The following is a 19,527-nucleotide window of genomic DNA, read 5'->3' on the forward strand; positions in this document are numbered from 1 at the left end:
CTTTATATTCTTTTGTAGAATATTATTATAATAATAATATTTTTCCAATAAATAAATTATTATTTTTTTTTATTGGGTTATAAATAAATATTATAACTTAAAAAAGAACTTATTTAATATGCAAATTATTAATATTGAAACATATTGTAAAATATATTTAATACACATTATTTATTTAAGTTTTTTAGTTTTTGCTAATTTCAAATAAAATGTTTATGATTAAATCAACACTTTTTAATGACTAAAGTGTTATAAAATATATAATTATTAATTTTTTAAATAATTATTTAAAAAATAGAGGTATAAAATTATGAATAAATATTTAATTTTTTTAAGTGTGATACCACCTTTAACTTTTTTAGGAAACAATATTAATAATAAAAATATTGAAAATACTGTACTAATAAATCAATTAGAAGAAAATAATACTTCATTCAATAACCAATTTAACTATTTAAGCAATAGTGAGTGAATTACTAATCAATCAATAACAGATCATAAATTTTATAGTTATGATACATTATCTTTAGCAAAATACACTTTTCCTAAAGCAAGGAATACTTTTTTAGTAGATAAATATGGTAACCTAGTTTATAACCCTAATATAAATATTACTGATAAAGATAAAGTAAATATTGAAAATACAAAACAAGAAATGAACAGCCACAAAAAAGTAACTATTATTAAAGACAATTATAATCAATATAGTAAAAGTGAATATTATGATTCATACTTTACTGGTTATAATAATTGAAAATATATTCAACAAGGTGATATTGAAAAACATATTGATATTTCTAATCAAGCAGGTGCTGATAAAGTTGAACATAGCAATAATCTAAATGAAACACTAGGTTTATATTATATTGCTAAAGCAACACATGATAATAAAATTAGTAAGACAATAGCTAATAACTTAGCAGTGTATTTTATTAATCAAACTAGTTTAAAAGGGCAAATTAACAATCAATTAACTAGTAACATTGTTAATTTAATTATTGATAATCAAAATGTTTATAATTTTTTAAATAAATCACCACTAACATTAACTACTAAAAACTATTCATTAAATTGAATTTTTGATAAAAGTAATAATCTAGTGGCTATTTATTATAATAATTGAAAAAACACTAATAATATTATTAATGATAAAATAAATTACTCTTTTTCAGATTGACATAATGGAACATCAATCGCTACTGATAATTCTAATGTTTATAATATTCTTAAGTGAAGCAATTACGCGAGAGACTGAAATACCTTCACTAATATGTATCCAACTTTTTCTTTTATTAATGCATATTTCAAAGTATCAACTTCAACAGGAATTGAAAGTAGTCCAACACTAGCAACTAATACTGCAAAAATCGAACAATATAAAAACGCTGGTAATGCTAATGTTCTTTTTATTGCTTATATTAATACTAAAGATGGTGGAGGATGAGGAACAGAAATTGCTCTTAACTTAGATCTTTGACATGATAATGATAATATTTACTTTCAATGGTATTGTTTTTAAATTCTTCATTTGGTCGTATGACATATGTTAACATTGTATTAAACAACATTAATTTTCATAACATAATAGACTTGGTGCAAAACCTTTAATTTTAACAATTTAACGATTATTATTAATATTAAAGGTGATAGTTATTATGTTGAAAAAATATAAAGATGATCAAGAATTTTATAGTTTAGTCGGCATAAAGCCACAAACATTTTATAAAATGCTTGAAATTTTAAAAATTGCTGAGTCTAAACAAAAATATTGTGGTGGTAGAAAAAATAAAATTGTAATTGAAGAGCGTTTATTAATGACTTTAGAATATTGAAAAGACTATAGTAGTTATAGAGTTATTGCAAAAAGATATAATATTAGTCATACTAGTTGCATTCGTAATATTTTTTGAATTGAAAATATTTTAATAAAAAGCGGAATTTTTAATTTACCTGGAAAAAAAGATTTAACAAAAAATAAAGGTACTAATAATAATTTGTTAGCTATTGATGCTACTGAAACTCCAATTGAAAGAATTAAAAAAAACTAAAATTACTTTTTTCAGGTAAAAAGAAACATCATTCTCTCAAATCCCAAATAATTATTGATATTTCCAATGGAAAAATTATTTCAACTGCTTTTTGTTTTGGAAGCATTCATGATTTTAAATTGCTTCTAAAATCTAAAACTTTTATTCATCCAGAAAAACAAGTTTTTGTTGATTCAGGTTATCAAGGTATACAAAATATTCATAAAAATACATTTTTGCCATTTAAAAAAAGTAAATACAATCAATTAACACCAATTCAAAAAGAATACAATAAAACTTTAAGTAAAATTAGAATTAAAATTGAACACGTATTTGCTAAACTAAAACGTTTTAAAATTTTAAGTTTAAAATATCGCAATAAAATACGAAGATTTGCATTAAGATTTAATTTAATAGCAGGAATATATAATTTTGAATTACCTCAGTTTTGCACCAAGTCTAATGAACAATTAATAACTTTATTTAAAATTTTTAATTAATAAACAAAATTAATAATAAGGACAAAGTTTATTTTGTCCTTATTATGATTATAAAGATATATTTTTTGTTATTATAATAATTTAAGTAAATCTATTCGAAAAAATTTATCTAATTTTTCTCATCCAAGATCACGATTTTGTTCAGGAGTCATTATTCAACGACCAAAAGCTTCTGGAAATAAATCAATATATGATGTTCTTCTATATCAACTTCTAACAATACCATAACTTAAAAGTTTTTGATAAGATTTATTATTAATCTTAGTTCCGTTTGCTAATGAAGAAATCATATATTTTCTTGCATCAAAATTATTATTTTGTTTATTACGAATTAAAGAATTAAAAATATGACCATATTCATGTACCATAACTTCCATTCCATACTTTATATCTCTAAAAATATCTGTATCAAGTATTATTTTAGTATTACACATATTATCATTACAAGAACCAAAATATGCTTCTCCTAACATATTTATTTTTAGACTGTTCTCACAACTTTTGATCTAATTCAATTTTTTCTAACATTTTAAAAACATTATTTTTTCCATATAATTGAGCTAAAATATTATAAAACCGACATATTCCTGTTTTTAATTCATCAATGTTTGCATTTATATGATAATTACTAATTGTTTTAATAAATGATTCAAAATCAATTTTGCCATCAAATAAAAGATGATGATCATTAAATTGTTTTTTTAAATCTTCAAAATCTTTAAAATTATCATTATTATTTTCTAACTTTTTAAAAAGCATTATTTGATTCTTCACTTGCTTTAAATTTAACTTGTTCATTTAAAATATTAATAAAATCATTTACAGCAGGTAAATTTTTAAATTCATTATCATTTAAAATATCATTTTTTCTAAATAAAATTTCTTGATGATGTTGATAAGAGTAAGTAAGAACTTATTCATCTCTTATATTCAAATCAGGAACAATATAATCTAACGTTACAAAAGATCTATTAGGACTATACTTAAGTTTTACTGTTCTAATATAGATATCTTCATTTATTGAAGTAATTATTGCTTCATTTTGATTAGTAACAATTTTAATTTCCAAACTAGTTACATCTATATTATATTTATTACTAAAAATATCTATAATTTCTTTTTTTAATTTTTCATCATCATTTATAGTAATGTTTTGTCCAATATAAATTTTACCTAAATTTCTTTTTCCTTTAGGAAAAATTATTTCTAAGTTTTTTTTTCAATTTCAATTTCTTCTTCAATATTTTCTTCCATTTCAGAATTATATAAAATACCAGTAGTTGCACCACCAATTAAAACCGCAGAACTAATTATTCCGGCAATAATTTTTTAATTTTTATTTTTTTTAGACATATAATACTCCTCCATATTTTGATTTCAGAAATAAGTTCTTTATATTCTTGCCTTTGATATCAATAGATATAGACTAGTATTGTTTTTAATTCTAATTTGTTTTATTAACAATTAAGATGAAAATTGTTTTAGATTTCTAAAACAATCAGTAAAAATTTTTAAAATTAGTTGATAAGGGCTATTGATAATAGTATAAATTTTATTAATAATCAAAAAATTATTGATTAGCACACTCTGGGCATTTCATAATTTTTCTTGCTGTTTTTGAGTTTGAAGCTAAATCATTACCATTAATTTCTTTATTACAGCTTGAACAATGTAACACTTTTCTTTTTTTCATATCTCAATCTCCTTTATCTTTTTTTATTAATGCTTAAAATTATAGCATCATTAATAAAAAATGCTTTTTTGATGAAAACAAAAAGGTAGTTATGCCACTCATCAATTAATAATTTTTATAAAATTTGATAATAATAACTATTATAATATTTTTTTCTTATTATTTATGTTGAAAATAAATTCTAAAAATATTATTAATTATTTATTAAAAATTGGTTTAATACTATTTTCAACCAAAATTATAAAAAAAATATTGGATAATGTATTGTCCAATATTTTAAGTTATTAATAATTATTTTATGACTTATTTACTATTAAATATTCATAAAATAGAACCAAACGCCATGATAATATGTGGTAAAGCATTAATATAAGTTCATGTTGACTTATAATCTACATCTTTGCCAACAAATAAACCAATAACTATTATAACTGAAAGAAATGATATAAATAGTGCTCATAGTCTTGATCATAATCCAGGTTTAACTGAAAATGGTATTAGAATATAAATAATACCTATTATAACTAATGTAGCTCCATTTTCATTTCAGCCATAGAAACTATAAGTTATAACTCCCGCTGCATACAATAAACTAAAAACAATAATTCATACAGCACCAATTAGCATTAATATTTTAGGTAAAGTTAATAACTTAAGACTTTTCATTTTTTTCCTCCTTAAATATTTGTTTTACATTAATTGTGATTTTAGTATTTTTTTAAGATTATTAATATCATCAATTGTAACATTTTCTTTTGTCCTATTAATTAAAAACCCTTTTTCACAAATATATTTTGGAATAATATGAACATGATAATGAAATACTTCTTGAAATGCTTCGCTACCATTATTAGTTAAAATATTAAATCCTTTAATTTCAGGAATAGTTTTTATTAGCAAATTAGCAATTTTATGAGTTGTGATACTAACATCGCTCACTATTTTAGGTGTAGTATCAATAAAAGTTTCAAAATGTTGCTTTGGAATTACTAGAATGTGTCCTTTAGTTACGGGATTGATATCCATGAATGCTGCTGTATTTGTATCTTCAAAAATTAAGTTATTTGTATCTTTAATAATTGTACAAAAAATGCATGCTTTATTTGTCATATATTTCACCTCAACTTACTTTATAAGTATAACTTAAATTATTCTAATATTTTAAAAAACATATACTTAGTATATGTTTTTTAAAATATTAAGTATTATTATGGATAAAACTCTTTTACCTTATTTCAAAATCCTTCTTCATATATATTATTTTTTGGAATATATGTTGGAAATAAATTTTGAGCAGCGATTTTAAAGTTTTCGGCTGCTGGTGAATCTTTAGTTGCAGAATCACTAGCAGATATAGAATATAACATTTGTCAAAATATATTTCACTTTGTTTCTTGGGTAATAGTGCTTTCGTTAGCATCACCCCTTATATACTTAGAGAAATCTGTCTCAAGACTAGCATTACCACTATTGTTTCATGAATGAATTAAATTACTAATTTCTGGAACTCAGCCTTCCTTTTTATTATTTAAAAAACTAAAATCTAAATTTTGTAGAAGGTTTAGGAAATAAATAGGAGCAGAGTAAGTAAATGTAGCAATATTATTATTCGTAGTGTAATGTAATCCACCATTAGTTACTCAACTTGCAGCTTCTTGGGTAGTAGTAGCGTTACTTAAGAAACCATTAGCACCAAAATTAGGATCAATTTCACTAATAGTTGAGGCATTACCGCTTGTTAATTGAGTAAAAAAATCAGAATTTAAAGTTTTTTCTTTTCTTGAAGCATCATCTTTAACAATTGACTCTCACTTTGGAGGTTCAGAAGGACTACTATTTCATTTTTGATCAATGCTTTGCGCATTTGCTAAATCAGTAGTAAAGTTTCAATTTACATTATAGTTACTCTTTTGTCAACCAGTAGTATCTTGTAATTGACTTATGTAAAGGTTATTTGTTTGGGTTGAAATTATAGGTTTACCTGCTTCATTATCTTTAATATCAACAATATTGTCTAAAATATAAGACATTGTAAATAAAGTTTGATTTAATGCTGGTAAAATTTCATATTGATAATATTGTTGATAACGAAAACGTAATCATCATTGGAAACGTTTTAAATATTTTGAATAAGTTGGAATATCAGTACCAGAAAGACCTTTTTGTGTTTTTTTAATACCAGCACTACTATTTCATTTTTTAGCATCATTTGGTAATAATTTACCAATTTCGTTACTATAATTGTCATCTGGATGTTTAGCAATGGCAGCTAATTGTTCATCAAAAGCAGCATCTTTATCACCATAATCTTTATATAAACTATCAGGAGTAAATATTTGATCAGGATCATTAACTTTATCAGTATCTTTATTTTTTTCTTTATAAAAATCTACATTTTGATAATTAAATTTACTTGTACCATCCTGATGTCAACTTTGATTTTGAAATAATAACTCATTATTATCTGCTGCTGATACTTTATCTAGTGAATTAGCTGTATTAATACCACTTAAGTACTTTTGAGTTAATAAATTTAATCCTAAATCATCTTTAAGTTTTATAAAAGCTTTATTGGCTTCTCCCGTTGTAGTAGTACCATCTGCATTTTTTATGTCTTCACTATAATGAATTTTCTTATGAAAAAATTCATAAAATTTTCGCTGAGCAATTGTTCCTTCAACATCTTTTAAAATAAAATCAAGACCTTGTGAATAAGTATTCTTAAACTGAGCAGAAATCGTTTCATTAAAATTTACTCCTAAAAAATTAAATAATACACGATTTTTATAATCATCAGGAATTTTACCACTAGGTAAATTACTCATATCACGTTCATTATCACAAGCAACTAATAATAATACAGGTCCAGATAAAAGAGTAACTGAAGTTAATAATGGTAAAATCTTTTTTATCTTTTTCATTTTTTATACCTCCCGTCTAAGAACTAATGATACTTGGATCATATCATCATAATGTTCGTTTCCCAACAACATCTAGATAATTAGCAATATTAGTATCCATACGAGCAACTGGTGCATCTTGTGTAAAGCCATCTCATGTATTATTAGTTTTTATAATATTATCCTTAAATGTTGCATTAATATTAATACCTTGTCTATTATTTCAGCGATTTTCTTTAGTTTTATCAAATCAACTTTTCATTTTTTCAACAAAGTCATTAATTTTCTTATCAGTTGGATCAAGAGGACTTGAACCAAATATATACTGTAAATTTCAATGAATTAAACTCGAATTATCATTAAAGTATAAATTATAATCTCATCAAGTTGCATCACTAAGGCTACCAGTACCTCCAGTACCTCCAGTAAAGGCTGTTAATGCATCATTTAAATTAAAAGTAGGAGTTGTATTTGGAGTATATTTTTGTAATAAAAAACCAGTTTGTAAATAATCAAGATAAGGAGAATCAGATAATCCGCCTAGACGCTCAGATAACGGTGCTAAGTCTTTTCACTGATAAGTATCTTTTCTATGATTTTTAAATGCTTTAATTATATTATAAGTTGATTCATCGCTTTTAGGTTTGTCTTGCTGTTGATATGTGATACCTGGCGTTTGAACAAAATGAATACCACCAGTATCAATAAAAATGCCAACTCCAGGTCCATTATTAACTGCAGCATCAGGAAGTTGTGGTCCTTTTATATCTTTCATATAAACTAAATCATTATATTGACTAGTACCATCTTTGCCTTTATCTTTAATACTATCACGGTCTATATAAGGAATTAAGTCATCTAAACCCTTTTCCTTGTCAGTTGGTGAAGTAAATTGTGTTAATTTATATGGTTGAATACCATCAACATTTTTACCAACACCTTCAGCACTAGTTACATAACGATATAAGTAATAATAAAAAGGACTATTCTCTTGTGAAGATTTAGTAATATCCATTAATCCTAAATCACCAGTTTTACTAACATCAGTAGTAGCGGCACCTTTTTCTTCGGTGAATGTTTGATCGAAACCATTAGTTCTAATATTCTTTAAAATTTCATTAATTTTAGTTTTATTTTGAGAAAACTGAGAAGCATTAATCTTTTCTTGTAAAGGTTTAGCAGTAGAGTCAAAAGGAATAACAATTTGACGAGTTCAAATTCATTCTTGATTTCTTAACATTACTTTAGCTATTTTAGATTGATTATCACTTAATAACCCATCAATAGTATTGTATGAATCTGTTTCATAATTACTATCATTCTTATCATCACTAGTTTTTACAACAGGAAGACTAATATTAACACCAGTTCATGTTTTAGCAATTTTGACATTATCGTTTAATTTTGCAATAGCATCTGATTCTGAATTATTAGCATTAGCAACAATTCAAATTTTGCTAGAATATTTACCAGCATCAGTAATACTTGTTTTACCATTAATGTACTGTTTTACACTATCATAAGTACCATTTGGATTGTTTTCACTCTTTACTTGTTCTCATAAATCCTTTAATCAAATATTAATTTCATTTTGATTGTAGTATTTATAATCCTTATAATTACTAGTAACATAACTACGTTGAATAATACCTAAAGCACTCTTTTTTAAAATATTATCAATGTAAGTATTAACATCATCATCGCCCAATACTTTCTTTCATTGTTTTTCTCATGAACGACCATATTTTGCTTGTAATGATTTTATTTTATTTTCCATCTCAGATTGAGCTGCTGTCAAAGCAGCAAGATAATCATCTTTATATTCTGGAGTATTTTTTAAAATTGAAAGATTAATATATTGATTAATATCAGTATATAATGTTTTACCTCATCCACTATTGGGATTATTTAATAAGTAATTAAAAAAGGTGTCAGTCGTAGTACTTGTATCTATAAAAGCACTATTTCAGTCGAAAACATTAGTTGTGCCTCTTTCATTTGAATTATTACAACCTATAATAGACATAGTTGATGTTGATGATAACGTGAAAGCTGCAACTAAGGCAAGAATATTGCGCACTTTATTCACTCCTTTTAATTAAATCTATAGCAAAAAAAGATTTTTTAATTTATTTTACTAAGATATCTTAACATAAAATTTATATTTAAGGGATAGTTTTTTCTAATTAATTTTAAAATGAAATAACTAATTACCAATTATTTATTTTAAAAAATTTAAAATATTAATTTTTTTAAATATTATTACTTTATAGTGCACAAATAATATTTTATTCATTAGACTTGGTGCAAAACTAAGGTAATTCAAAATTATATATTCCTGCTATTAAATTAAATCTTAATGCAAATCTTCGTATTTTATTGCGATATTTTAAACTTAAAATTTTAAAACGTTTTAGTTTAGCAAATACGTGTTCAATTTTAATTCTAATTTTACTTAAAGTTTTATTGTATTCTTTTTGAATTGGTGTTAATTGATTGTATTTACTTTTTTTAAATGGCAAAAATGTATTTTTATGAATATTTTGTATACCTTGATAACCTGAATCAACAAAAACTTGTTTTTCTGGATGAATAAAAGTTTTAGATTTTAGAAGCAATTTAAAATCATGAATGCTTCCAAAACAAAAAGCAGTTGAAATAATTTTTCCATTGGAAATATCAATAATTATTTGGGATTTGAGAGAATGATGTTTCTTTTTACCTGAAAAAAGTAATTTTAGTTTTTTTTAATTCTTTCAATTGGAGTTTCAGTAGCATCAATAGCTAACAAATTATTATTAGTACCTTTATTTTTTGTTAAATCTTTTTTTTCCAGGTAAATTAAAAATTCCGCTTTTTATTAAAATATTTTCAATTCAAAAAATATTACGAATGCAACTAGTATGACTAATATTATATATTTTTGCAATAACTCTATAACTACTATAGTCTTTTCAATATTCTAAAGTCATTAATAAACGCTCTTCAATTACAATTTTATTTTTTCTACCACCATAATATTTTTGTTTAGACTCAGCAATTTTTAAAATTTCAAGCATTTTATAAAATGTTTGTGGCTTTATGCCGACTAAACTATAAAATTCTTGATCATCTTTATATTTTTTCAACATAATAACTATCACCTTTAATATTAATAATAATCGTTAAATTGTTAAAATTAAAGGTTTTGCACCAAGTCTATTTTTTAATTTTAAGAAAATTAGCACAAAATTAAGTGTATAATCATTAGTATAAGTATATTATATTTGGTGTAATGATATAGGAGTAAATATGAATAAAAAAATAAACATGAATGATAATGCCTTTAAAACTGATTTTCCCTTTTTTAAAAATAATCCTGATTTAGTTTATTTAGATACAGCGGCTTCTTCACTAAAACCACAAATAGTTATTGATGCTGTTAGGGATTATTATGAAAAATATTGTATTAATCCACATAGTCAAGATTATCAACTTGCTGTTAAGGGAAATGATATATTTGAAGATACTAGAAAAACAATTAGTAAATTTATTAATAGTAACGAAAACGAAATAGTTTTTTGTCCTTCAGCAACTTTTGCTTATAATCAAATTGCTTTTGGCTTAGAAAAATATTTACAAGAAAATGATGAAATTTTATTAACCACTTTAGAACATAGCTCATTACTCTTACCATTTTATCGTTTGATACAAACTAAAAAAATTAAAATAAAATTTATTGAAACAAATAAACAAGGAGTCATTACTGTTGAAAATTTAAAAAAAGTTTTAACACCTAAAACTAGAATAGTTGCTTTTGCAAATATTAATAATTCTTTAGCAATAGAAAATGATACTGAAACATTAACTAATTTTATTAAAGAATATGGTAAAAAAAATGTTAAAAGTGATAATTGAATTTTTAAAAATATTTTAGTAATAATAGATGGTGCACAATCAATAGGACATATAAAAACCGATGTTAAAAATTGAAATATTGATTTTTTTGGATTTTCTGGTCATAAAGTTTTTGGTCCAACTGGAATCGGTGTCTTTTGAGGAAAAAACGAATGATTAAATATGCTAGATCCACTAATATTGGGTGGAGGCATGAATGGTGATATTTATGAAAATGGTAAATTTAACTTATTAGATAGTCCTTATCGTTTTGAAGGTGGAACACAAAATATTGCGGGTGTATTTGGGCTAGGTGCAGCTATTAAGTATTTATTAAACATTGGTATTGAAAATATTAGAAATCATGAAATTTTACTAAAAAAATACGCAATTGAACAATTAACAGCGCAGTTAGGAAATAACATTGAAATTTATAATATTGATGGCAATAGTAGTAACATAATATTTAATATTAAAAAAGTATTTGCACAAGATGTTGCTAATTTTTTAGGAACACAAAATATATGCATACGCAGTGGAACTTACTGTGCTAAATTATTACCTAATATAATTAACGCTGAAGTAACAATTCGTCTTAGTTTTTACATATACAATTGCAAAAAAGATATTGACTTATTAGTAATAGCTTTAAAAAAAGGGATTAATGAAGGAGGAGATTTTTTAAATGAATTCTTTTAATAACAATCAAGACTATTATCACAAACTAATTGTTGAACACTATAGTAATCCAAAAAATAAAGGTTTTAAAAATTTACCAAATAGTTTGACATATCATCAAAACAATGAATCATGTGTTGATAATTTTCGTGTTGAAATTTCTATTAAAAATAAAGTTATTAATAGCGCACGCTTTACTGGGATTGGGTGTGCTATTTCAACTGCAGCAACCGATCTTTTTTGTATTTTAATTGAAGGTAAAACAATATCACAAATAAAAGAAATTATTATTAATTATCAAGCAATGTTATCAGAAAAGCAATTTAATGATAAAATAATTGAAAATATGATTGCTTTTAAAAATGTACCAAGACAGCGTAATCGAATTAAATGTGCCCTTATTGGTATTAATGGTATTAATAAAATAATTGAGAAAGAATGTGAAAAAAATGGAAACGGAAATTAAGGATAAAATTAGTTTAAGAACCATTTATTTAAAAAAATTAAAAAATGTTTCTAAAAATAATTATCAAAAGTGAAATAAAATTATTTTCAATAAATTTAATGAATCACATTATTTTAAACAAAATAATGTATTTGCTCTTTATAATTCCTTACCATATGAAGTAGAAACTAAAGAAATTATTGAATTATTATGAAAAAATCTTTTAATTTTCAAAAAAACTCTTGATGAAATAAAAAAAATCATCAACCTGGCCTAAAATTTGATTTTATTTAATTTTGGGATTTATTTTTTTTACAAACCGAAATATAATGCTTCAGATTTTGCATAAGGGGATATTTTATAATGTTGGTATTTAAATTTTCATAAATTGAGGTAATTTTGAATATTGGTAAATCCAATGCCATGATAATGAGTAATAAATTCTTTTAAACTTGATTGTATTTTACTGATATTACTTAAATTTTTATAATTTAATTCTTTATTTTCTTTTGATTTAAATTTCTTGAGAGTACATTTTGTTTGTTTAGCTACTGTAATCATATAGTATTTGCATATCACAAACTATAATTGATTTTTCTTCGATAAGCTTAGATGTTAAATTTTCTTGTACTCATTTTTTTGTTAATCTTTTAGTATTTGTTGTTTGAGCATAAATATTTTTATTTTCATCAATTGCCATTTCAATACAACAGTTTAAATCTTTAGCATTTTCTTCAATTCATTTTTTTCTTGGATCATCTGGATTTTTGAAATTTCCTTTATGAATTTCTTTGATAAAAGTTTCATCAATTTCAATTCTACCTTTTAATTTTGTGAATGGTTTTTGTGTTTTTGCTAATTGTGATGATTTCATAAATTTTTGACGATTAAATCATGCTGATGTTTTTGAAATTTTAGCAAATTGAGAAATAGTATAAGCAGATTGACCTAACAATGACAATCAAATTATTCAATCTCATTGTTCATGAGATAAATGACTTCAATGTAAAAAATGATTTCTTAAAGCATCAAAGCTACTTTTACAATCTTTGCATAAATATTTTTGCTTATTATTATTAAAACCATTTTTTACACATCAATAAGATTTACAATTTGGACATTGAATTCCTTTTTCTTTAAATTTTTTATCAATTGCATCTAATTTTTCTTTTTTCTCAATTTGTTTAATTCTATTTTTAAAATGTCTAATAATTTTTATAAATTCTTCATCTTTTTTGTTTTTTAAAACATCAATTAATTCATTATTAGTCACAAAAAATCACCCCTGATATAAAAATATTACTTTTAATTTAAAATTAAAAGTAATATCAATATTTTTTGTGAAAATTAAAAAAAAAATCTAAAACAAGTTTGTTTACGAAGAATGAATGGTGAGCATTTGGAATTTTACTTTATTAATAGTTGAAACGATATCGTATTTGATAATGATTTTAAAATTGGACAACCAAGTTTAAATTGTCAAAAAGTTATAGGAAGTCAAATTGGAATGGCAACCTTTTTTAGGACTATTTTTTTGGTAGACATTTGTTTTTGATAATTAACTGGAGTTAGGTAGTTTAAAGTGCTATGAATTCGTATGTTGTTATATCAATTGATATAATCAAATAATTCTAATTTTAATTGGATTAATGATGTAAAATTTTTATCATTAATAAATTCTGTTTTGAAAGTTTTAAAAGTTGCTTCAGCAACAGCATTGTCATAAGGACATCCTTTTTTGCTTAAAGATCGATTTATGTTGAATGCTAGTAAAAGTTTATCAATAATTTTATTTTAATTTTCAAAAAAACTCTTGATGAAATAAAAAAAATCATCAACCTGGCCTAAAATTTGATTTTATTTAATTTTTGGATTTATTTTTTTTACAAACTGAAATATAATGCTTCAGATTTTGCATAAGGTGATATTTTATAATAGACTTGGTGCAAAACCTTTAATTTTAACAATTTAACGATTATTATTAATATTAAAGGTGATGGTTATTATGTTGAAAAAATATAAAGATGATCAAGAATTTTATTTTAATTTTCAAAAAAACTCTTGATGAAATAAAAAAAATCATCAACCTGGCCTAAAATTTTATTTTATTTAATTTTGGGATTTATTTTTTTTACAAACTGAAATATAATGCTTCAGATTTTGCATAAGGTGATATTTTATAATGTTGGTATTTAAATTTTCATAAATTGAGGTAATTTTGAATATTGGTAAATCCAATGCCATGATAATGAGTAATAAATTCTTTTAAACTTGATTGTATTTTACTGATATTACTTAAATTTTTATAATTTAATTCTTTATTTTCTTTTGATTTAAATTTCTTGAGAGTACATTTTGTTTGTTTAGCTACTGTATCATATAGTATTTGCATATCACAAACTATAATTGATTTTTCTTCGATAAGATTAGATGTTAAATTTTCTTGTACTCATTTTTTTGTTAATCTTTTAGTATTTGTTGTTTGAGCATAAATATTTTTATTTTCATCAATTGCCATTTCAATACAACAGTTTAAATCTTTAGCATTTTCTTCAATTCATTTTTTTCTTGGATCATCTGGATTTTTGAAATTTCCTTTATGAATTTCTTTGATAAAAGTTTCATCAATTTCAATTCTACCTTTTAATTTTGTGAATGGTTTTTGTGTTTTTGCTAATTGTGATGATTTCATAAATTTTTGACGATTAAATCATGCTGATGTTTTTGAAATTTTAGCAAATTGAGAAATAGTATAAGCAGATTGACCTAACAATGACAATCAAATTATTCAATCTCATTGTTCATGAGATAAATGACTTCAATGTAAAAAATGATTTCTTAAAGCATCAAAGCTACTTTTACAATCTTTGCATAAATATTTTTGCTTATTATTCTTAAAACCATTTTTTACACATCAATAAGATTTACAATTTGGACATTGAATTCCTTTTTCTTTAAATTTTTTATCAATTGCATCTAATTTTTCTTTTTTCTCAATTTGTTTAATTCTATTTTTAAAATGTCTAATAATTTTTATAAATTCTTCATCTTTTTTGTTTTTTAAAACATCAATTAATTCATTATTAGTCACAAAAAATCACCCCTGATATAAAAATATTACTTTTAATTTAAAATTAAAAGTAATATCAAGATTTTTTGTGAAAATTAAAAGAATTTTATAGTTTAGTCGGCATAAAGCCACAAACATTTTATAAAATGCTTGAAATTTTAAAAATTGCTGAGTCTAAACAAAAATATTGTGGTGGTAGAAAAAATAAAATTGTAATTGAAGAGCGTTTATTAATGACTTTAGAATATTGAAAAGACTATAGTAGTTATAGAGTTATTGCAAAAAGATATAATATTAGTCATACTAGTTGCATTCGTAATATTTTTTGAATTGAAAATATTTTAATAAAAAGCGGAATTTTTAATTTACCTGGAAAAAAAGATTTAACAAAAAATAAAGGTACTAATAATAATTTGTTAGCTATTGATGCTACTGAAACTCCAATTGAAAGAATTAAAAAAAACTAAAATTACTTTTTTCAGGTAAAAAGAAACATCATTCTCTCAAATCCCAAATAATTATTGATATTTCCAATGGAAAAATTATTTCAACTGCTTTTTGTTTTGGAAGCATTCATGATTTTAAATTGCTTCTAAAATCTAAAACTTTTATTCATCCAGAAAAACAAGTTTTTGTTGATTCAGGTTATCAAGGTATACAAAATATTCAGAAAAATACATTTTTGCCATTTAAAAAAAGTAAATACAATCAATTAACACCAATTCAAAAAGAATACAATAAAACTTTAAGTAAAATTAGAATTAAAATTGAACACGTATTTGCTAAACTAAAACGTTTTAAAATTTTAAGTTTAAAATATCGCAATAAAATACGAAGATTTGCATTAAGATTTAATTTAATAGCAGGAATATATAATTTTGAATTACCTTGGTTTTGCACCAAGTCTATTTAACAAAAAATAAAGGTACTAATAATAATTTGTTAGCTATTGATGCTACTGAAACTCCAATTGAAAGAATTAAAAAAAACTAAAATTACTTTTTTCAGGTAAAAAGAAACATCATTCTCTCAAATCCCAAATAATTATTGATATTTCCAATGGAAAAATTATTTCAACTGCTTTTTGTTTTGGAAGCATTCATGATTTTAAATTGCTTCTAAAATCTAAAACTTTTATTCATCCAGAAAAACAAGTTTTTGTTGATTCAGGTTATCAAGGTATACAAAATATTCATAAAAATACATTTTTGCCATTTAAAAAAAGTAAATACAATCAATTAACACCAATTCAAAAAGAATACAATAAAACTTTAAGTAAAATTAGAATTAAAATTGAACACGTATTTGCTAAACTAAAACGTTTTAAAATTTTAAGTTTAAAATATCGCAATAAAATACGAAGATTTGCATTAAGATTTAATTTAATAGCAGGAATATATAATTTTGAATTACCTTAGTTTTGCACCAAGTCTAATGTTGGTATTTAAATTTTCATAAATTGAGGTAATTTTGAATATTGGTAAATCCAATGCCATGATAATGAGTAATAAATTCTTTTAAACTTGATTGTATTTTACTGATATTACTTAAATTTTTATAATTTGATTCTTTATTTTCTTTTGATTTAAATTTCTTGAGAGTACATTTTGTTTGTTTAGCTACTGTATCATATAGTATTTGCATATCACAAACTATAATTGATTTTTCTTCGATAAGCTTAGATGTTAAATTTTCTTGTACTCATTTTTTTGTTAATCTTTTAGTATTTGTTGTTTGAGCATAAATATTTTTATTTTCATCAATTGCCATTTCAATACAACAGTTTAAATCTTTAGCATTTTCTTCAATAGACTTGGTGCAAAACTAAGGTAATTCAAAATTATATATTCCTGCTATTAAATTAAATCTTAATGCAAATCTTCGTATTTTATTGCGATATTTTAAACTTAAAATTTTAAAACGTTTTAGTTTAGCAAATACGTGTTCAATTTTAATTCTAATTTTACTTAAAGTTTTATTGTATTCTTTTTGAATTGGTGTTAATTGATTGTATTTACTTTTTTTAAATGGCAAAAATGTATTTTTATGAATATTTTGTATACCTTGATAACCTGAATCAACAAAAACTTGTTTTTCTGGATGAATAAAAGTTTTAGATTTTAGAAGCAATTTAAAATCATGAATGCTTCCAAAACAAAAAGCAGTTGAAATAATTTTTCCATTGGAAATATCAATAATTATTTGGGATTTGAGAGAATGATGTTTCTTTTTACCTGAAAAAAGTAATTTTAGTTTTTTTTAATTCTTTCAATTGGAGTTTCAGTAGCATCAATAGCTAACAAATTATTATTAGTACCTTTATTTTTTGTTAAATCTTTTTTTCCAGGTAAATTAAAAATTCAGCTTTTTATTAAAATATTTTCAATTCAAAAAATATTACGAATGCAACTAGTATGACTAATATTATATCTTTTTGCAATAACTCTATAACCACTATAGTCTTTTCAATATTCTAAAGTCATTAATAAACGCTCTTCAATTACAATTTTATTTTTTCTACCACCATAATATTTTTGTTTAGACTCAGCAATTTTTAAAATTTCAAGCATTTTATAAAATGTTTGTGGCTTTATGCCGACTAAACTATAAAATTATTGATCATATTTATATTTTTTCAACATAATAACTATCACCTTTAATATTAATAATAATCGTTAAATTGTTAAATTGTTAAAATCAAAGGTTTTGCACCAAGTCTAATTCATTTTTTTCTTTTAATTTTCAAAAAAACTCTTGATGAAATAAAAACAATCATCAACCTGGCCTAAAATTTGATTTTATTTAATTTTGGGATTTATTTTTTTTACAAACTGAAATATAATGCTTCAGATTTTGCATAAGGTGATATTTTATAATGTTGGTATTTAAATTTTCATAAATTGAGGTAATTTTGAATATTGGTAAATCCAATGCCATGATAATGAGTAATAAATTCTTTTAAACTTGATTGTATTTTACTGATATTACTTAAATTTTTATAATTTAATTCTTTATTTTCTTTTGATTTAAATTTCTTGAGAGTACATTTTGTTTGTTTAGCTACTGTATCATATAGTATTTGCATATCACAAACTATAATTGATTTTTCTTCGATAAGCTTAGATGTTAAATTTTCTTGTACTCATTTTTTTGTTAATCTTTTAGTATTTGTTGTTTGAGCATAAATATTTTTATTTTCATCAATTGCCATTTCAATACAACAGTTTAAATCTTTAGCATTTTCTTCAATTCATTTTTTTCTTGGATCATCTGGATTTTTGAAATTTCCTTTATGAATTTCTTTGATAAAAGTTTCATCAATTTCAATTCTACCTTTTATTTTGTGAATGGTTTTTGTGTTTTTGCTAATTGTGATGATTTCATAAATTTTTGACGATTAAATCATGCTGATGTTTTTGAAATTTTAGCAAATTGAGAAATAGTATAAGCAGATTGACCTAACAATGACAATCAAATTATTCAATCTCATTTTTCATGAGATAAATGACTTCAATGTAAAAAATGATTTCTTAAAGCATCAAAGCTACTTTTACAATCTTTGCATAAATATTTTTGCTTATTATTCTTAAAACCATTTTTTACACATCAATAAGATTTACAATTTGGACATTGAATTCCTTTTTCTTTAAATTTTTTCTCAATTTGTTTAATTCTATTTTTAAAATGTCTAATAATTTTTATAAATTCTTCATCTTTTTTGTTTTTTAAAACATCAATTAATTCATTATTAGTCACAAAAAATCACCCCTGATATAAAAATATTACTTTTAATTTAAAATTAAAAGTAATATCAAGATTTTTTGTGAAAATTAAAATTTTTTTCTTGGATCATCTGGATTTTTGAAATTTCCTTTATGAATTTCTTTGATAAAAGTTTCATCAATTTCAATTCTACCTTTTAATTTTGTGAATGGTTTTTGTGTTTTTGCTAATTGTGATGATTTCATAAATTTTTGACGATTAAATCATGCTGATGTTTTTGAAATTTTAGCAAATTGAGAAATAGTATAAGCGGATTGACCTAACAATGACAATCAAATTATTCAATCTCATTGTTCATGAGATAAATGACTTCAATGTAAAAAATGATTTCTTAAAGCATCAAAGCTACTTTTACAATCTTTGCATAAATATTTTTGCTTATTATTCTTAAAACCATTTTTTACACATCAATAAGATTTACAATTTGGACATTGAATTCCTTTTTCTTTAAATTTTTTCTCAATTGCATCTAATTTTTCTTTTTTCTCAATTTGTTTAATTCTATTTTTTAAAATGTCTAATAATTTTTATAAATTCTTCATCTTTTTTGTTTTT

27 protein-coding genes and 2 pseudogenes are annotated in these 19,527 nt (G+C 23.0%); 9 read left to right on the forward strand and 20 right to left on the reverse strand.

Annotated elements, in window-relative coordinates; all coding sequences use genetic code 4:
* Positions 1-310 precede the first annotated feature (310 nt).
* The 3 genes from AAHM78_RS09500 (at position 311) to AAHM78_RS09510 (ending at position 2,527) form a co-directional block, all read left to right on the forward strand.
* Positions 311-1,519, forward strand: coding sequence for a hypothetical protein (locus AAHM78_RS09500; RefSeq protein ID WP_342252981.1), 1,209 nt, complete (start codon positions 311-313; stop codon positions 1,517-1,519).
* 136 nt (positions 1,520-1,655) lie between these two features.
* Positions 1,656-2,048 (forward strand): transposase family protein, encoded by a 393-nt coding sequence (locus AAHM78_RS09505; protein WP_342252838.1) that lies wholly within the window; start codon positions 1,656-1,658, stop codon positions 2,046-2,048.
* A 59-nt stretch (positions 2,049-2,107) separates the two neighbouring features.
* Entirely contained in the window at positions 2,108-2,527 is a 420-nt protein-coding gene (locus AAHM78_RS09510) for a transposase family protein (RefSeq protein WP_342255131.1), read from the forward strand.
* Between the two features lie 71 nt (positions 2,528-2,598).
* On the opposite strand, the gene AAHM78_RS09515 is transcribed toward AAHM78_RS09510, so the two are convergent.
* The 9 genes from AAHM78_RS09515 to AAHM78_RS09555 all read right to left on the reverse strand — a co-directional run bounded on the left by AAHM78_RS09515 (position 2,599) and on the right by AAHM78_RS09555 (position 10,251).
* On the reverse strand, positions 2,599-3,000 hold the full coding sequence (locus tag AAHM78_RS09515; protein WP_342252982.1) for a hypothetical protein: 402 nt from the start codon (positions 2,998-3,000) through the stop codon (positions 2,599-2,601).
* Positions 2,969-3,286, reverse strand: a complete 318-nt coding sequence (locus AAHM78_RS09520; RefSeq protein WP_342252983.1) for a hypothetical protein — start codon at positions 3,284-3,286, stop codon at positions 2,969-2,971. The genes AAHM78_RS09515 and AAHM78_RS09520 overlap by 32 nt, the downstream gene beginning before the upstream one ends.
* An 811-nt stretch (positions 3,287-4,097) precedes the next feature.
* Positions 4,098-4,220: a hypothetical protein gene (locus tag AAHM78_RS09525; RefSeq protein WP_256468302.1), complete on the reverse strand. Its 123-nt coding sequence runs from the start codon at positions 4,218-4,220 to the stop codon at positions 4,098-4,100.
* A 303-nt stretch (positions 4,221-4,523) separates the two neighbouring features.
* The gene (locus tag AAHM78_RS09530) at positions 4,524-4,886 is read right to left on the reverse strand and encodes a hypothetical protein (RefSeq protein ID WP_252318892.1); all 363 of its coding nucleotides are present in this window, start codon (positions 4,884-4,886) and stop codon (positions 4,524-4,526) included.
* Between the two features lie 24 nt (positions 4,887-4,910).
* The gene (locus AAHM78_RS09535) at positions 4,911-5,330 is read right to left on the reverse strand and encodes an HIT family protein (RefSeq protein ID WP_342252984.1); all 420 of its coding nucleotides are present in this window, start codon (positions 5,328-5,330) and stop codon (positions 4,911-4,913) included.
* 98 nt (positions 5,331-5,428) lie between these two features.
* Positions 5,429-7,141 carry a hypothetical protein gene (locus AAHM78_RS09540; protein ID WP_342252985.1) on the reverse strand — a complete coding sequence of 571 codons (1,713 nt, stop codon included), beginning with the start codon at positions 7,139-7,141 and terminating at the stop codon, positions 5,429-5,431.
* Positions 7,142-7,157: 16 nt separating this feature from the next.
* Positions 7,158-9,209 carry a hypothetical protein gene (locus AAHM78_RS09545; RefSeq protein ID WP_342252986.1) on the reverse strand — a complete coding sequence of 684 codons (2,052 nt, stop codon included), beginning with the start codon at positions 9,207-9,209 and terminating at the stop codon, positions 7,158-7,160.
* A gap of 223 nt (positions 9,210-9,432) precedes the next feature.
* A complete protein-coding gene (locus AAHM78_RS09550) occupies positions 9,433-9,807 on the reverse strand; it encodes a transposase family protein (protein WP_342254611.1) in 375 nt (124 codons plus the stop codon).
* Between the two features lie 120 nt (positions 9,808-9,927).
* Positions 9,928-10,251, reverse strand: coding sequence for a transposase family protein (locus AAHM78_RS09555; protein ID WP_342252987.1), 324 nt, complete (start codon positions 10,249-10,251; stop codon positions 9,928-9,930).
* Between the two features lie 160 nt (positions 10,252-10,411).
* Here AAHM78_RS09555 and AAHM78_RS09560 point away from each other — a divergent pair, with 160 nt between their 5' ends.
* The 3 genes from AAHM78_RS09560 to AAHM78_RS09570 are packed head-to-tail and all read left to right on the forward strand — an operon-like array spanning position 10,412 to position 12,396.
* Positions 10,412-11,695 carry an aminotransferase class V-fold PLP-dependent enzyme gene (locus AAHM78_RS09560; protein WP_342252988.1) on the forward strand — a complete coding sequence of 428 codons (1,284 nt, stop codon included), beginning with the start codon at positions 10,412-10,414 and terminating at the stop codon, positions 11,693-11,695.
* The gene (gene sufU / locus AAHM78_RS09565) at positions 11,682-12,140 is read left to right on the forward strand and encodes a Fe-S cluster assembly sulfur transfer protein SufU (RefSeq protein ID WP_342252851.1); all 459 of its coding nucleotides are present in this window, start codon (positions 11,682-11,684) and stop codon (positions 12,138-12,140) included. The genes AAHM78_RS09560 and sufU overlap by 14 nt, the downstream gene beginning before the upstream one ends.
* Entirely contained in the window at positions 12,115-12,396 is a 282-nt protein-coding gene (locus tag AAHM78_RS09570) for a 5-formyltetrahydrofolate cyclo-ligase (RefSeq protein WP_342252989.1), read from the forward strand. The genes sufU and AAHM78_RS09570 overlap by 26 nt, the downstream gene beginning before the upstream one ends.
* A 35-nt stretch (positions 12,397-12,431) precedes the next feature.
* Here AAHM78_RS09570 and AAHM78_RS09575 read toward each other — a convergent pair whose 3' ends face one another.
* From AAHM78_RS09575 to AAHM78_RS09590, 4 genes and pseudogenes are all read right to left on the reverse strand, one after another.
* A complete protein-coding gene (locus AAHM78_RS09575; RefSeq protein ID WP_342252990.1) occupies positions 12,432-12,698 on the reverse strand; it encodes a hypothetical protein in 267 nt (88 codons plus the stop codon).
* Positions 12,664-13,392, reverse strand: coding sequence for an IS1/IS1595 family N-terminal zinc-binding domain-containing protein (locus AAHM78_RS09580; RefSeq protein WP_342252991.1), 729 nt, complete (start codon positions 13,390-13,392; stop codon positions 12,664-12,666). The genes AAHM78_RS09575 and AAHM78_RS09580 overlap by 35 nt, the downstream gene beginning before the upstream one ends.
* A 251-nt stretch (positions 13,393-13,643) precedes the next feature.
* A pseudogene (locus AAHM78_RS09585) lies at positions 13,644-13,913 on the reverse strand (transposase); the annotation flags it as partial.
* 337 nt (positions 13,914-14,250) lie between these two features.
* Positions 14,251-15,210 carry an IS1595 family transposase gene (locus tag AAHM78_RS09590; RefSeq protein WP_342252992.1) on the reverse strand — a complete coding sequence of 320 codons (960 nt, stop codon included), beginning with the start codon at positions 15,208-15,210 and terminating at the stop codon, positions 14,251-14,253.
* A gap of 65 nt (positions 15,211-15,275) precedes the next feature.
* Between AAHM78_RS09590 and AAHM78_RS17015 the strand changes: the two genes are divergently transcribed.
* The 3 genes from AAHM78_RS17015 to AAHM78_RS09600 all read left to right on the forward strand — a co-directional run bounded on the left by AAHM78_RS17015 (position 15,276) and on the right by AAHM78_RS09600 (position 16,607).
* On the forward strand, positions 15,276-15,656 hold the full coding sequence (locus AAHM78_RS17015; RefSeq protein WP_425289739.1) for a helix-turn-helix domain-containing protein: 381 nt from the start codon (positions 15,276-15,278) through the stop codon (positions 15,654-15,656).
* A gap of 59 nt (positions 15,657-15,715) precedes the next feature.
* Entirely contained in the window at positions 15,716-16,102 is a 387-nt protein-coding gene (locus tag AAHM78_RS17020; RefSeq protein ID WP_425289802.1) for a transposase family protein, read from the forward strand.
* Positions 16,103-16,241: 139 nt separating this feature from the next.
* The gene (locus AAHM78_RS09600) at positions 16,242-16,607 is read left to right on the forward strand and encodes a transposase family protein (protein ID WP_342254958.1); all 366 of its coding nucleotides are present in this window, start codon (positions 16,242-16,244) and stop codon (positions 16,605-16,607) included.
* Positions 16,608-16,620: 13 nt separating this feature from the next.
* Here the strand turns inward: AAHM78_RS09600 and AAHM78_RS09605 are convergent, their stop codons facing one another.
* The 7 genes and pseudogenes from AAHM78_RS09605 to AAHM78_RS17025 form a co-directional block, all read right to left on the reverse strand.
* Positions 16,621-16,959 carry a hypothetical protein gene (locus AAHM78_RS09605; protein ID WP_342252993.1) on the reverse strand — a complete coding sequence of 113 codons (339 nt, stop codon included), beginning with the start codon at positions 16,957-16,959 and terminating at the stop codon, positions 16,621-16,623.
* Between the two features lie 54 nt (positions 16,960-17,013).
* Positions 17,014-17,388 (reverse strand): transposase family protein, encoded by a 375-nt coding sequence (locus tag AAHM78_RS09610; protein WP_342254611.1) that lies wholly within the window; start codon positions 17,386-17,388, stop codon positions 17,014-17,016.
* Between the two features lie 50 nt (positions 17,389-17,438).
* The gene (locus AAHM78_RS09615) at positions 17,439-17,759 is read right to left on the reverse strand and encodes a transposase family protein (protein ID WP_342252994.1); all 321 of its coding nucleotides are present in this window, start codon (positions 17,757-17,759) and stop codon (positions 17,439-17,441) included.
* Between the two features lie 254 nt (positions 17,760-18,013).
* Entirely contained in the window at positions 18,014-18,400 is a 387-nt protein-coding gene (locus AAHM78_RS09620; RefSeq protein WP_342252832.1) for a hypothetical protein, read from the reverse strand.
* Positions 18,401-18,525: 125 nt separating this feature from the next.
* Entirely contained in the window at positions 18,526-18,945 is a 420-nt protein-coding gene (locus AAHM78_RS09625) for an IS1/IS1595 family N-terminal zinc-binding domain-containing protein (RefSeq protein WP_342252995.1), read from the reverse strand.
* Between the two features lie 74 nt (positions 18,946-19,019).
* On the reverse strand, positions 19,020-19,238 hold the full coding sequence (locus tag AAHM78_RS09630) for a hypothetical protein (RefSeq protein WP_342252996.1): 219 nt from the start codon (positions 19,236-19,238) through the stop codon (positions 19,020-19,022).
* An 84-nt stretch (positions 19,239-19,322) separates the two neighbouring features.
* Positions 19,323-19,496, reverse strand: a pseudogene (locus tag AAHM78_RS17025) (transposase-like zinc-binding domain-containing protein); the annotation flags it as partial.
* Positions 19,497-19,527 lie beyond the last annotated feature (31 nt).

The organism is Spiroplasma endosymbiont of Zeiraphera isertana (assembly GCF_964030805.1).
GTDB lineage: Bacteria > Bacillota_I > Bacilli_A > Mycoplasmatales > VBWQ01 > Spiroplasma_E.